Consider the following 16,259-nt stretch of genomic DNA (forward strand, 5'->3'; position numbering starts at 1 on the left):
AATCCTATCAAGAATTACAGAGTTGGAACGACAATCATATAAGGAAGAAATAGACAAGCAGTTCCTCTCTAAAAAAATGACAAGAATCCCAAGTTTATAAGCTTGGGATTTTAAAATTTTAAGAAAAGAGGCTAACTAGACTAATCTTAAGTCTCTGAGAAACCGTTAGTAAGTAGCAGAATGTTGAGAGGAGGACCAGGAAAATGGGGTTCCTTTTTTGAATTGTGAGGAAAGAATGGATAAAACCAGGTAGGTATTAATAAACTTTTTAAGATTATTAACTCTTGGCAACCATTTTCAAATAGGGAATTCTGAGGGAAAAGCGCCCCTTAAACAAAAAGAAGGAGACAATCGTCAGTTTAGGCTAGCTTTTCGATTCAGAGGGACATATAGTCCGCCTTTATGTGATTTCTCTACTTTAAGTAAGGTGTAAATGAGAACATAAATAAAAATAATGATAATTATATGGCACATCAACAATCACTAAGATTAAAATTATGATTAATCTGCATGAGTTGATTAGAAAAATAAGAAGTGGTAAAAGATGTAAAATTTAAAGAAAAACTCAGTTATTTACTGCATTTTACAGTTGTTAGGTAAGAATTAATGAGTAAAAACAAAGTAAAATGTCTGACAATTTTATTTTTTTTAAAAAAGTTGTCTAAATCACTTGACTATAAATTGTCAGAATGTTAAAATGCAATTGAATCATGGATACGAGGATACAAATTCTCGAATGCATGTGACATATAACTAACTTTTTTAAAGAGGGAGACTTTATAATGAAAGACATTTTCAACAGACGCCAACGCTTTTCATTGCGTAAATATTCGTTTGGTGTCGCTTCAGTCTTGCTTGGGACAGCATTGTTTGCTGCTCACACCGCACAGGCTGAAGAGGTTGACGCAGCATCAACGTCGTCTTCAGATTCTTCTGCAGCTGTAGGAGCTGAAGGTACTGCAGATCTGGTTAAAGAAACAGCAACTTCTGTTGCTCAATCAGATCCAACTGCTGCAGCTGCGGCTGAAGCCCCAACTTCAACGCTACCAATCTCAGTAGCTTCTGCTTCTGAAACTCCAAAGGCTGAAGCAACAACTTCTGAAGCAGCAAAAGAAGAAGCTTCTTCAAGCGCTAAATCAGAAGCAGCTAAACCTGCAGAAAACAAAGCTACGTCAGAAGCAGCTAAACCAGCAACTCCAGCTTCAACTGCAGCTTCAACTGCAGCAGCTAGCGGTAAAGTTGAAACAACAGCTTCAACAACAGCCGCTACAGCAACTCCAGCTGCAGCAGTAGCTAACCATTCTGCAGCAACAGCAGCTCCAGTAGCTGAAGAAACACCAGCAGCTGAAACTGCGGCGGCAGCAACAAGTGTTAAGCCAAATGTTACAGCACGTGGTTATTCACGTTTTTATTCTGTAGGATCAGCAGCAGATCGAAGTGCAACACTTGACCGTGCAGCAACTGATATGACGAATGCTGGTGCTTTGGCAACAAGAAGCAGCCGTACTCGTCGTTCTTTGAACACTCCGGATGCTACAAGTTACACAGAAGGGTCAGCAGCAGCTACACCTACTATGAGTGATGCAAATGGTGCATATGTGACTAACCGTCCATTAACCATTCCAACACCAAAGGATCCTGGGAACGCTGTAACTCCTGGTGTTAATTTCCAACTCAATCCAAATGCATCACAGTATACTTTTGCTATCACTGACCTGCATAAATTCAACGAGAAATATAACACTAAATACTATTACCGTTTGTCTAAGCCATATGACAACTCAACTAATGTTACACTTGAATTAGTAGATGGTAGAAACAATTCTGTTGTCGAAACGAAAAATATTAGCAGTGCTGGAACTGTTACCTTGGGTCAATCAGTCTTAGCGCCTATTTCTGGAAATTCACGTGCGTATATTGAGTTCCGTTTTGAAAATATTCAAGATGCTGATAAAACAAATCGTTCTGCACTTCGTGCGACTTGGAAATACCAAGGTTCAGTTAACGACTTTAATATATCACGTTCAGCTCTTCAAATCTATGATGCCTATGAGCCAGCAAACGAAGGAACTACTATTACTGACCCGCAATATTACATTCCTCGTCAAACTACCAAAACAACTTATTATAAGATTGTTGATAAAAAATCATCAACATATAATCCTAATCGCTTAGTTGGTGAATTTGTTACAAATAATGGTGAGTATGTTATGAACTCATCAACAGCTGGCGATTTTAAACTTGTTAATGAATCTGGTACTCCTGAAGTCACTACACAATCTTATAAGGAAACAGGTAATGAAGAAAGCCTTGGTAGCTTTACCATTACGGCGATGGAAGGTCAAAATATCCATGCTTCAGCACTTCGTGCTTTCGATGGTTATGAACTCTATCAAACAGCTGACCCTAACTCACTTCTAGATATTCTTAAAAAACCTTATACTGTTGGTCAACGTTGGTTTGACGTAGCCAATGCTCAAGGTGGGGTTAAACGTATCAAAGAAGTTGTTAAAGAAGATGGTACAGTCCGTATTGAAATGTGGGCGATTAAGTCTGATAGCCTTAATAAGATTACGAAAGACCTTAATACCGATGGTTATGTCAAGGTTTATGAAACTGTTATTAAACCTGGAAGCAATAACTTTAAAGATCACCCAGAAGATTTAGGTACACATCCAAAAATTGATGATGCAGGATGGAATAAAGGTGATGTTCCATTTACAATTCAACCGAATGATGGTGTTAATGCGGCAGGGGAGTTTTTCTCTAAAGGGTCAAAAATTAATGCCTTTGAAATTAACGGTGTTCCAGTAAGTTCAGGTAACCTTTTCCGTCTAGAAAACACTTTGAAGCCAAGTAAACAAACTGTTTACTATTATGTTAAAGGTGAATCTGTAACAGTAACTCCAGAAGTTGAAAAACAATTGGAAGGCCGTGTCCTTAAAGATGGTGAATTTAGCTTTAAGATTAAGGAAAAACAGGATGACCAATCTCTTCCATCTTATGAAGAAACTGTTACAAACAAAGATGGTAAAGCAACCTTCTCTAAATTAACATTTGATAAAGTAGGTACTTATACTTATACTATTACCGAATTACCAGGTGCAGATAAGGATGTCGACTACGATGCTATGACAGTAACCATGACTGTTACTGTAACTAAGAAAAATGCTGTAGGTGATTTGCAAGCAACTGTTAAATATAGTGCTGAGGGTGGATTCAAATCAAGTGCGGATGACAAGGTCTTTAACAACTATGTTGTAGCTCCTGTTAAGACTAAGTTCGACTTCACTAAAGCCCTTGCAGGTCGTGCTCTTAAAGCTGGTGAATTCAGTTTCCAATTGAAAGATGCCAACGGAACTGTTCTTCAAACTAAGACTAACAATGCTAGTGGTGTTATCGCCTTTGACGATTTGACATTCACAAATGCGCAAGTTGGTACTCACAAGTACACTGTTGAAGAAGTTCGTGGTTCAGAAGCTGGTATGCAATATGACCCAATGAAAGCTGAAGTAACAATCACTGTTACTAAAGATGGTCATGTTCTTAAAGCGGTTAATACGCTTCCAGCAGATACTGAGTTCAACAATACTTTCACACCTGCTGCAACACAAGCACAATTCCGCTTCACAAAACGTTTGGAAGGTAAGACTCTTGAAGCTAATGCCTTCACCTTCGAATTGCTTGAAAACGGTAATGTTATCCAAACTAAACAAAATGCAGCTGATGGTTCAATCCAATTTGACGCTATCCCATATGCGACTGTAGGTACACACACTTACACTGTACGTGAAAAAGCTGGAACAGATACAAACATTGATTACGATACAATGAACGCAGTTGTGACTGTCAATGTCACAAAAGATGCTCAAACAGGTCTTTTGAACGCTGCAGTTACAATGCCAGCTGATACTGAGTTCAATAACTTTGCTGTTGCACCAGTTAAGACAAAATTCAACTTCTCTAAAGCTCTTGCAGGTCGTGCCCTTAAAGATGGTGAGTTTACTTTCCAATTGAAAGATTCTAATGGAACTGTTCTTCAAACTAAGACTAACAATGCTAGTGGTGTTATCGCCTTTGACGATTTGACATTCACAAATGCGCAAGTTGGTACTCACAAGTACACTGTTGAAGAAGTTCAAGGTTCTGAAGCTGGCATTCAATATGACACAATGAAAGCTGAAGTAACAATTACTGTTACTAAAGATGGTCATGTTCTTAAAGCTGTTAACACACTTCCAGCCGACAAAGAATTCAACAATACATTCACATCATCTCCAACACAAGCACAATTCCGCTTCACAAAACGTTTGGAAGGTAAGACTCTTGAAGCTAATGCCTTCACATTCGAATTGCTTGAAAATGGCAATGTGATCCAAACTAAGAAGAATGCGGCTGATGGTTCAATCCAATTTGATCCAATCTCATATGCAACTGTAGGTACACACACTTACACTGTACGTGAAGTAGCTGGAACAGATACAAACATTGATTACGATCCAATGAACGCAGTTGTGACTGTCAATGTCACAAAAGACGCACAAACTGGTCTTTTGAACGCTGCTGTTACAATGCCAGCTGATACTGAGTTCAACAACTATGTTGTTGCTCCAGTTGTGACTAAGTTCGACTTTACTAAGAAATTGGCAGGTCGTGAACTTAAAGCAGGTGAATTCAGCTTCGTATTGAAAGATGCTGCTACAGGTGCAGTTGTTGAAACAGTTAAGAATGATGCTGCTGGTAATGTTTCATTCTCTAACTTGTCATTCGACAACACTAAAGTAGGTACTCATACTTATACAGTAGAAGAAGTTATCCCAGCCAACAAAGAGTTTGGTATGACTTACGATAAGATGAAAGCTACTGTTACAGTTGAAGTTGCTAAGAATGGTCATTCATTGACTACAGTTACAAACGTATCTTCAACTGGTGGGGTTGATGCCAACGGTAATGCTACTGACGGTACTGCCGATAAAGAATTCAACAACAAAGTAACTCCTCCAACGCCTCCTGAATTCCAACCAGAAAAATTCGTTGTAAGCAAAGAAAAATATGATATCACTGGTCGTAAATTGACTGATGATGACGATGATGTTCCTGGTAACGAGTACACAGCAACAAATGCAAATCCATATGTTGATGGTGTTGCTAACAACGAACCAGAAAACTTGAATACTAAGACTGTCGAACGCGGTTCTAAATTGGTATACCAAGTATGGCTTGATACTACTAAGTTCACAGAAGCTAACAACGTTCAATACGTTGGTGTATCAGATAAATACGATGCTGATAAATTGACAGTGAACGCTGCAGACATCAAGGCTTACGATTCAGTAACTGGTGCAGATGTGACTAACAAGTTCGACATCAAAGTTGAAAATGGTACAATCACTGCAACTTCTAAAGACGAATTCATCAAAGATAAAGTAAACAACCCAGTTATCGATACAACTAAGTTCGAATTTGGTCGTTACTATAAATTTGATATTCCAGCAACTGTTAAAGAATCTGTTGCGGCTGGTGCTGATATTGAAAATACAGCCAACCAAACAGTTCACGTTTACAACCCAGTAAGCAAGACAGTTGAAAAACCAGAAAAACCAACACAAAAACGTGTTAACAGTGTTCCAATTCCACTCGACCTTAACTTCACTAAGACTCTTGCTGGACGTACGCTTCAAGCTGGCGAATTCGAATTCATCTTGAAGAAAGACGGTGCAGAAGTTGAACGTGTTCACAATGATGCAAGCGGTAAAGTAAACTTCAAGACACTTAAGTTTGGTCGTGATGATCTTGGTAAGACTTACAACTACACTGTAGAAGAAGTTCGTGGTACTGATAGCACAGTTACTTACGACCCAATGGTTGCGACTGTAAAAGTTGTAGTATCTCATGATGGTACAGCGAAAGCAATCGTAGCAACTGTCACAGATGCTGCTGATAAAGAATTTAACAATACCGTAACACCTCCAACAGAACCTAAGTTCCAACCAGAGAAATACGTTGTATCTAAAGCGAAATTCGATATCACAGGTACTAAGCTCGTTGATGACGATTCTGAATTGACAGATAAATATGGTGAAACAAACACAAATCCATATGTCGATAATACAAACAACAACGAAGCTGAAAACTTGAATACTAAGTCAGTTGAACGTGGATCTAAACTTTACTACCAAGTATGGTTGGATACAACTAAATTTGACGCAAACAACAAGGATAACATCCAAACAGTTGGTATCTCAGATGACTTTGACGAAACTAAGTTGAATGTTACTGCATCTGATATCAAGGTTTACGATTCAGTTACTGGTGCAGACGTTACTAACAAGTTCGATATCGCTATTAATAACGGTATTGTAACAGCTAACCTTAAAGCAGGCTTCACTAAGTCACTTGGCGACGCTGAAAATACTCAAATCATTGATACTACTAAGTTCGAATTTGGACGCTACTATAAATTTGATATCCCAGCAACAGTGAAAGACGATGTCGCAGCTGGTGCTGATATTGAAAACAAAGCAGCCCAAGTTGTTAACTACTACAACCCAGTAAGCAAGACAGTTGAAAAACCAAACAAACCAACTGAAAAACGTGTCAACAGTGTTCCAATCTCAGTAGAATTCAACTTCACTAAGAAATTGGAAGGCCGTGCACTTAAAGCTGGCGAATTCACATTCGAGTTGAAAGATAGCGACAATGTTGTTATCGCAAGGACAACCAACGACGCAGACGGTAACTTCAAGTTCACTCCAGTTGATTACACAAACAAAGCTGGTAAAACTGTTACAGCCCTTAAATACATTAAGGGTCAAGAAGGTACTTACACTTACACTGTAACAGAGGTTAAAGGTACAGACTCAACAGTCACTTACGACCCAATGGCTGCAGTTGTAACGGTTAAAGTCAGTCACGATGGTACTGCGAAAGCCTTGATTACAAACGTGACAGATCCTGCCGATAAAGAATTCAACAACCGTGTCACTCCACCAACAGAACCTAAGTTCCAACCAGAGAAATACGTTGTATCTAAAGCGAAATTCGATATCACAGGTACTAAGCTCGTTGATGACGATTCTGAATTGACAGATAAATATGGTGAAACTAACACTAACCCATATGTCGATAATACAAACAACAACGAAGCTGAAAACTTGAATACTAAGACAGTTGAACGTGGCTCTAAACTTTACTACCAAGTATGGTTGGATACAACTAAGTTTGACGCTAGCAACAAAGATAACATCCAAACAGTAGGTATCACAGATAACTACGACAAGGATAAATTGACTGTTAACGCTTCAGACATCAAGGTATATGATTCAGTTACTGGCGCAGACGTAACAAGCAAGTTCGATATCTCGGATAACAACGGTGTTCTTACAGCTAACCTTAAAGCAGGCTTCACGAAGTCACTTGGCGACGCTGAAAACACTCAAATCATTGATACAACTAAGTTTGAATTTGGCCGCTACTATAAATTTGATATTCCAGCAACAGTTAAAGACGATGTCGCAGCTGGTGCCGATATTGAAAACAAAGCAGCTCAAGTTATTAACTACTATAACCCAGTAAGCAAGACAGTTGAAAAACCAAACAAACCAACTGAAAAACGTGTTAACAGTGTTCCAGTTCCACTTGATCTTAAATTCACGAAAGCTCTTGAAGGTCGTCAATTGAAAGATCAAGAATTCACATTCGTTCTTAAGAAAGATGGCAATGTTGTCGAAACAGTCAAGAATGATGCGACTGGTAAGGTTAACTTCACTCAACTTAAGTTTGGTAAAGATGATCTTGGTAAGACTTACAACTACACTGTAGAAGAAGTTCGTGGTACTGATAGCACCGTTTCTTACGACCCAATGGTTGCGACTGTGAAAGTTGTAGTATCTCACGATGGTACAGCTAAAGCAATCGTAGCAACTGTCACAGATGCTGCTGATAAAGAGTTCAACAACCGTGTAACTCCTCCAGAAGAACCTAAGTTCCAACCAGAGAAGTATGTATTGAATGCAGAGAAATTCTCAATCACTGATAACAAACTTCTTGATGACGATTCTGAATTGACAGATAAATATGGTGAAACAAACGCAAATCCATATGTCGATAACACAAACAACAACGAAGCTGAAAACATCAATACTAAGACTGTTAACCGTGGCGACAAGTTGGTTTACCAAGTATGGCTTGATACAACTAAATTCGACGCTAACAACAAGGATAACATCCAAACAGTTGGTATCTCAGATGACTACGATGAAACTAAGTTGGATCTTGATTCTACTAAGATCAAAGCTTACGATTCAGTAACAGGTGATGATGTAACTTCTAAATTCGATATCACTGTGAACAACGGTGTGATTACAGCTAACCTTAAAGCCGGCTTCACTAAGTCACTTGGCGACGCTGAAAACACTCAAATCATTGATACAACTAAGTTCGCATTTGGACGTTACTACAAGTTCGACATCCCAACAACAGTTAAAGCTGATGTTCCTGGTGGTGCAGATATCGAAAATACTGCGGCTCAAGTTGTTAACTACTACAACCCAACAACTAAGAAAGTTGAAAAACCAAGCAAACCAACTGAAAAACGTGTTAACAACGTTCCAGTTGACGTGTCATTCAACTTCACTAAACGTTTGGAAGGTCGTGAACTTAAGGCTAACGAATTCAGCTTCGTGCTTAAAGATTCAACAGGTAAAGTTGTTCAAACAGTAAGCAATGATGCAGCTGGTAACGTTTCATTCGCACCACTCAGCTTCAAGAAGGGTGAAGAAGGTGTTCACAACTACACTGTAGAAGAAGTTAAGGGAACAGACGCAACTGTCGCTTACGATACAATGAAAGCAACTGTAGCAATCACAGTTAAACACGACGGTACAGCTAAAGCCCTTATCGCGACTGTAGGCGAAATTGCGGATAAAGAATTTAACAACCGTGTAACTCCACCAGAAACTCCAGAATTCAACCCAGAGAAGTATGTATTGAATGCAGAGAAATTCTCAATTACTGATAACAAACTTCTTGATGATGATTCTGAATTGGCTGATAAGTACGCAGATACCAATGCCAACCCTTATGCGGATGGTACTGCAAACAACGAAGCTGAAAACATCAATACTAAGACTGTTAACCGTGGCGACAAGTTGGTTTACCAAGTATGGTTGGATACAACTAAATTCTCTGAAACTAACAAAGAAAACATCCAATCAGTAGGAATCACAGATGACTACGATGAAGCTAAGTTGAATCTTGACGCTACCAAGATTAAAGCGTATGACTCTGTAACAGGTGATGATGTCACTTCTAAATTCGATATCGCTGTGAACAACGGTGTGATCACTGCAACCCTTAAAGATGGCTTCACGAAGTCACTTGGCGACGCAGAAAACACTCAAATCATTGATACAACTAAGTTCGCATTTGGACGTTACTACAAGTTCGACATCCCAACAACAGTTAAAGCTGATGTTCCTGGTGGTGCAGATATCGAAAATACTGCGGCTCAAGTTGTTAACTACTACAACCCAACAACTAAGAAAGTTGAAAAACCAAGCAAACCAACTGAAAAACGTGTGAACAACGTTCCAGTTGACGTGTCATTCAACTTCACTAAACGTTTGGAAGGTCGTGAACTTAAAGCTAACGAATTCACATTCGAGTTGAAGGATGCAGCAGGTAAAGTTGTTGAAACTGTTAAGAATGATGCGGCTGGTAACGTTTCATTCTCACCACTCAGCTTCAAGAAGGGTGAAGAAGGCGTACACAACTACACTGTAGAAGAAGTTAAGGGCACAGATTCAACTGTTACATACGATACAATGAAAGCGAATGTAACAGTAACCGTTAAACACGACGGAACTGCTAAACTTCTTGTAGCAACTGTAGGTGCAATCGCAGATAAAGAGTTCAACAACCGTGTAACTCCACCAGAAGAACCTAAGTTCAACCCTGAAAAATATGTTGTTTCTGAAGCGAAATTTGACGTAACAGGTACTAAACTCGTTGATGATGATAAAGAATTGGCAAACAAGGTTGCAGATACAAACGCTAACCCATACGCTGATGATGCGTCAAACAACGAAGCTGAAAACTTGAATACTAAGTCAGTTAAACGTGGTCAAAAACTTTACTACCAAGTATGGCTTGACACTACTCAATTTGACGCTAACAACAAGGAACATATCCAAACTGTTGGTATCACAGATGACTTTGATGAAACTAAGTTGACTGTGAATGCTTCAGACATCAAGGCTTACGATTCAGTATCAGGTGCCGATGTTACATCTAAATTTGACATCTCAATCGCTAACGGTGTGATTACAGCTAACCTTAAAGATGGCTTCACTAAGTCACTTGGCGATGCTGAAAACACTCAAGTTATCGACACTACTAAGTTTGAGTTTGGACGCTACTATAAATTTGATATTCCAGCAACAGTTAAAGCTGATGTACCTGGTGGTTCAGACATCGAAAATACAGCAGCTCAAGTTGTTAACTACTACAACCCAACAACTAAGAAGGTTGAAAAACCAAACAAACCAACTGAAAAACGTGTAAATAGTGTTCCAGTTGACATCGAATTCAACTTCACTAAACGTTTGGAAGGCCGTGAGCTTAAAGCCAACGAATTCAACTTCGTGCTTAAAGATGCTTCAGGTAAAGTTCTTGAAACAGTAAGCAATGACGCAGCTGGTAACGTTAAATTCTCTAAACTTGAGTTCAAGAAGGGTCAAGAAGGCGTTCACAACTACACTGTAGAAGAAGTTAAGGGAACAGATTCAACTGTTACATACGATACAATGAAAGCGAATGTAACAGTAACCGTTTCACATGACGGAACTGCTAAACTTCTCGTAGCGAAAGTTGGCGAAATCGCTGATAAAGAATTCAACAACACTGTTCGTCCTCCAGAAGAACCTAAGTTTAAACCAGAGAAATACGTTCTTAGCAAAGATAATGGTAAGTTTGATATCACTGGTACTAAGCTTGTTGATGATGATAAAGAGTTGAAAGATAAGTATGCAGAAACAAATGCCAACCCTTATGCTGATGATCCATCAAACAACGAAGTAGAAAACATCAATACTAAAGCTGTTAAACGTGGCGATATTATCAACTACCAAGTATGGCTTGATACAAATCAATTTGATGCAAACAACAAGGATAACATCCAAACTGTGGGTATCACTGATGATTACGATGAAGCTAAATTGGAAGTTAAAGCTTCAGATATCAAGGCTTACGATGGTAAGACTGGTGCAGATGTTACTGACAAGTTTGACATTTCAATCGCTAACGGTGTGATTACTGCTAACCTTAAAGATGGCTTCACTAAGTCACTTGGTGACGCTGAAAACACTCAAATCATTGACACTACTAAGTTTGAATTTGGACGTTACTACAAGTTTGTCATCCCAGCTAAAGTAAGCAGTGGTGCATTTGATGGTGCTGAAATTGTAAATACAGCAGCTCAGCTCGTTCACTACTACAACCCAACAACTAAGAAAGTTGAAACACCTAAGGTACCAACTGAAAAACGTGTCAACAATGTTCCAACAGCTATTGAGTTAGTATTTGGTAAGACACTTAACGGACGTCAGTTGAAAGATAAAGAATTCAGCTTCGTACTTAAAGATTCAGAAGGTAAAGAAATTGAAACTGTTAAGAACGATGCAGAAGGTAAGGTTAAGTTCCATACTATCAATTATGCTAAGGCAGATATTGGTAAGACATTCAACTACACAGTAGAAGAAGTTAAGGGAGCTGATAAGACAGTTACTTACGACCCAATGAAAGTCAATGTTACTGTTACAGTTGTTCAACCTTCACCAGGTGCTCAATTAACAACTGTCGTTTCTTACGCTACAGTAGGTGGAGATGCTTACGGTGCAGACGATCGTGTCTTTGATAACGAGGTTAACCCTAACTTCAAACCTGAAAAATATGTTGTTTCAGAACCAAGCTTCGACATCATTGGTAACAAACTTGCCGATGACGATGATTCAGCTGATAAAGTTGAAATCCAAAACTTGAATGGTAAGACCCTCAAACGTGGTCAAAAGATCTACTATCAAGTATGGCTTGACACTCGTGACTTCACAGCAGAAAGCAATCTTCAAACTGTAGGTATCACTGATAACTACGAAGAAGATAAGCTTGACATCAATCCTGCTGAAATCAAAGTTTACGATGGTAAGACTGGTGCAGATGTTACTGACAAGTTCGACATCAAGGTTGAAAACGGTGTTCTCTATGGTTCATCTAAAGCAAGCTTGACTAAACCTATCAGCGATAAAGATGCAACTCCAGTTATCGATACAACTAAATTCGAGTTTGGTCGTTACTATAAATTTGATATCCCAGCAACTGTTAAGGATATTAAAGAAAACGACGGTGTTGATATTGAAAATACAGCCAACCAAACTATCCACCAATACAACCCTTACAATAAGAAAGTTACAACTCCTAACAAACCAACTCAAACACGTGAAAACAACGTTCCAGTTCCACTCGAGTTCGACTATACTAAACGACTTGAAGGACGTGAGTTGACTGCAGGTGAGTTCAGCTTCGTATTGAAAGATCAAAACAACAAGGTTCTTCAAACAGTAACCAACGATAAAGATGGTCACATCAAGTTTGAAAAACTCTTGTTCAGCAAAGCAGATCTTGGTAAGACATTCACTTACACTGTGGAAGAAGTACCAGGTAAAGATACTACTGTATCTTACGATGGAATGGTAGCTAAAGTAACTGTTGAAGTTACTAAAGAAGGTAAAGTTCTTAAGACTGTTGCTAACTACTCTGCAAATGGCGGTAACGCTTCTGGCGCTAACGACAAAGAGTTCAACAACAAAGTTCGCCCACCAGAAACACCTAAGTTCAACCCTGAAAAATATGTTGTTTCTGAAGCGAAATTCGATATCACAGGTACTAAGCTCGTTGATGATGATAAAGAATTGGCTAACAAGGTTGCAGATACAAATGCTAACCCTTACGCTGATGATGCATCAAACAACGAATTGGAAAACTTGAATACTAAGTCAGTTAAACGTGGTGAAAAGATTTACTACCAAGTATGGCTTGACACTACTCAATTTGATGCTGCCAACAAAGATAACATCCAAACAGTTGGTGTATCAGATGACTACGATGAAACTAAGTTGACTGTGAATGCTTCAGACATTAAGGCATACGATTCAGTAACAGGTAAAGATGTTACAGACAAGTTCGACATCTCAATCGCTAACGGTGTGATTACAGCTAACCTTAAAGATGGCTTCACTAAGTCACTTGGCGATGCTGAAAACACTCAAGTTATTGACACTACTAAGTTTGCCTTTGGACGCTACTATAAATTTGATATTCCTGCAACAGTGAACGCAAACGTTCCTGGCGGTGTGGATATTGAAAATAAAGCAGATCAAGTTGTTCACTACTACGATCCAACTCATAAATCTGTTGAAAAACCAACCAAACCAACTGAAAAACGTGTTAACAGTGTTCCAGTTGAAGTAGGATTCAACTTCACTAAACGTTTGGAAGGTCGTGAGCTTAAAGCTAACGAATTCACATTCGAATTGAAGGATGCAGCAGGTAAAGTTGTTGAAACTGTTAAGAATGATGCAGCTGGTAACGTTAAATTCTCTAAACTTGAATTCAAGAAAGGCCAAGAAGGCGTTCACAAGTACACAGTAGAAGAAGTCAAAGGAACTGATGCAACTGTTACATACGATACAATGAAAGCGAATGTAACAATCACCGTTTCTCATGATGGTACTGCTAAAGCTCTTGTAGCAACTGTTGGTGAAATTGCTGATAAAGAATTCAACAATGCTGTTCGTCCACCAGAAAAACCTAAGTTCCAACCAGAAAAATATGTTGTTTCTGAAGCGAAATTCGACGTAACAGGTACTAAACTCGTTGATGATGATAAAGAATTGGCTAACAAGGTTGCAGATACAAATGCCAACCCTTACGCTGATGACGCATCAAACAACGAAGCTGAAAACTTGAATACTAAGTCAGTTAAACCTGGTCAAAAACTTTACTACCAAGTATGGCTTGATACAACTCAATTTGACGCTAACAACAAGGATCATATCCAAACTGTTGGTATCACTGATGACTACGATGAAACTAAGTTGGATGTCGATGCATCAGCAATCAAGGCTTACGATTCAGTATCAGGTGCGGATGTAACTTCTAAGTTCGACATTAAGGTTGAAAATGGTGTTGTTACAGCTAACCTTAAAGATGGCTTCACTAAGTCACTTGGCGATGCTGAAAACACTCAAGTTATCGACACTACTAAGTTCGCCTTTGGACGCTACTATAAATTTGATATTCCTGCAACAGTTAAGAAAGATATTAAAGCTGGTGTGGATATCGAAAATACAGCAACTCAAGTTGTTAACTACTACAACCCAACAACTAAGAAAGTTGAAAAACCAAACGTACCAACTGAAAAACGTGTTAACAGTGTTCCAATTTCAGTAGAATTCAACTTCACTAAACGTTTGGAAGGCCGTGAGCTTAAAGCCAACGAATTCAACTTCGTGCTTAAAGATTCAGAAGGTAAGACTCTTGAAACTGTAAGCAATGACGCTAAAGGTAACGTTAAGTTCAAAGCTATTGAGTACAAGAAAGGCCAAGAAGGCACTTACAAGTACACAGTAGAAGAAGTTAAAGGTACTGATGGTACTGTTCAATACGACGGTATGAAAGCTCTTGTCACTGTTGAAGTATCACATGATGGTAAAGCGAAAGCTCTTATCACTAAGGTTACTGATCCAGCAGATAAAGAATTCAACAATACTGTTCGTCCACCAGAAAAACCTAAGTTCCAACCAGAGAAATACGTTGTTTCTAAAGAAAAATTCGATATCACTGGTATGAAACTTGTTGATGATGATGCTGAGTTGAAAGATAAAGTAGGCGATACTAATAAAGATCCTTACGCTGACAGCACAGCTAACAACGAAGCTGAAAACCTTAATACTAAGACACTCAAGAAAGGTGATAAGTTTGTTTACCAAGTATGGCTTGATACAAACAACTTCACTGACGCTCAAAATATCCAATCTGTTGGTGTTACAGATAAATATGACAGCGAAAACTTGAACATCAATGTCAAAGATATTAAAGCATACGACTCTGTAACAGGAGAAGATGTGACAGCTAAGTTTGACATCAAGGTTGAAAACGGTGTAATCACTGCAACATCTAAGTCTGACCTTACTAAGTCACTCGGTGATGCAGAAAATACTCAAGTGATCGATACTGCTAAATTGGCATTCGGACGCTACTACAAGTTCGATATTCCTGCAACTATCAAAGGCACTGCTAAAGATGGTGTAGACATCGAAAATACTGCGTCACAAATCGTTCACCAATACGACCCAACTAAGAAATCTGTTGAAAAACCAGAAAAACCAACAGAAAAACGTGTAGTCAATATCCCAACTAAGGTTGAATTTGAATTCACTAAGAAACTTGAAGGTCGTGAACTTAAAGCTGGTGAGTTTAGCTTCGTACTTAAAGACAGCAAGGGTAATGTGATCGAAACTGTAAGCAATGATGCTAACGGTAAGATCAAGTTCTCAGCTCTTGAGTACAAACGTGGTGAAGAAGGTACTCACGTCTACACAGTAGAAGAAGTACAAGGTAACGATACAAGCGTTACTTACGATAAGATGGTTGCTACAGTCGTTGTTTCTGTATCTAAAGACGGTAAAGTCTTGACAGCAACTTCTCAATTGCCAGAAGATACTGAGTTCAACAATATTGTGACACCACCGACTCCTCCAACACCACCAACACCACCAACACCACCAACACCACCGACTCCTCCAACACCACCAACGCCACCAACACCACCAACTCCTCCAACACCAGTGGTTCCACCAGTGACACCACCAACTACACCAGAAGCTCCTAAAGGACCAGCTCTCCCTGAAACAGGTGACGATGCGTCTATGGCAGCTATGGCTCTCGGAGGAATCCTTGCGGCAGCTGGACTTGGTTTGGCAGGAAAACGCAAAAAAGAAGACTAAAATAGTAAAAAGGTCAAAACCCTCAATATAGTTAGTTAGACTATTTCAGTTTTCGAAAAAGAGACTCATCCCGAAAGAGGTGGGTCTCTTTTGTGTTGTTTGAAACAAACATTAAAAATAACTGGCTCCTTGTCAACTGTAGTGGGTTGATGAAAAGTTACAACCTGGAGAGGACCAAATTGGTTCTCTCCTTTTTGA

The 16,259-nt window shown here is 39.0% G+C and carries 1 protein-coding gene; it reads left to right on the plus strand.

Annotation, left to right across the window (positions count from 1 at the left end; translation table 11 throughout):
* The first annotated feature begins 782 nt into the window (after positions 1–782).
* A complete protein-coding gene (locus QRD39_RS02580) occupies positions 783–16,061 on the plus strand; it encodes an SspB-related isopeptide-forming adhesin (RefSeq protein WP_285955553.1) in 15,279 nt (5,092 codons plus the stop codon).
* Positions 16,062–16,259: the final 198 nt, after the last annotated feature.

It is taken from the genome of Streptococcus raffinosi (genome assembly GCF_030284685.1).
GTDB lineage: Bacteria > Bacillota > Bacilli > Lactobacillales > Streptococcaceae > Streptococcus > Streptococcus raffinosi.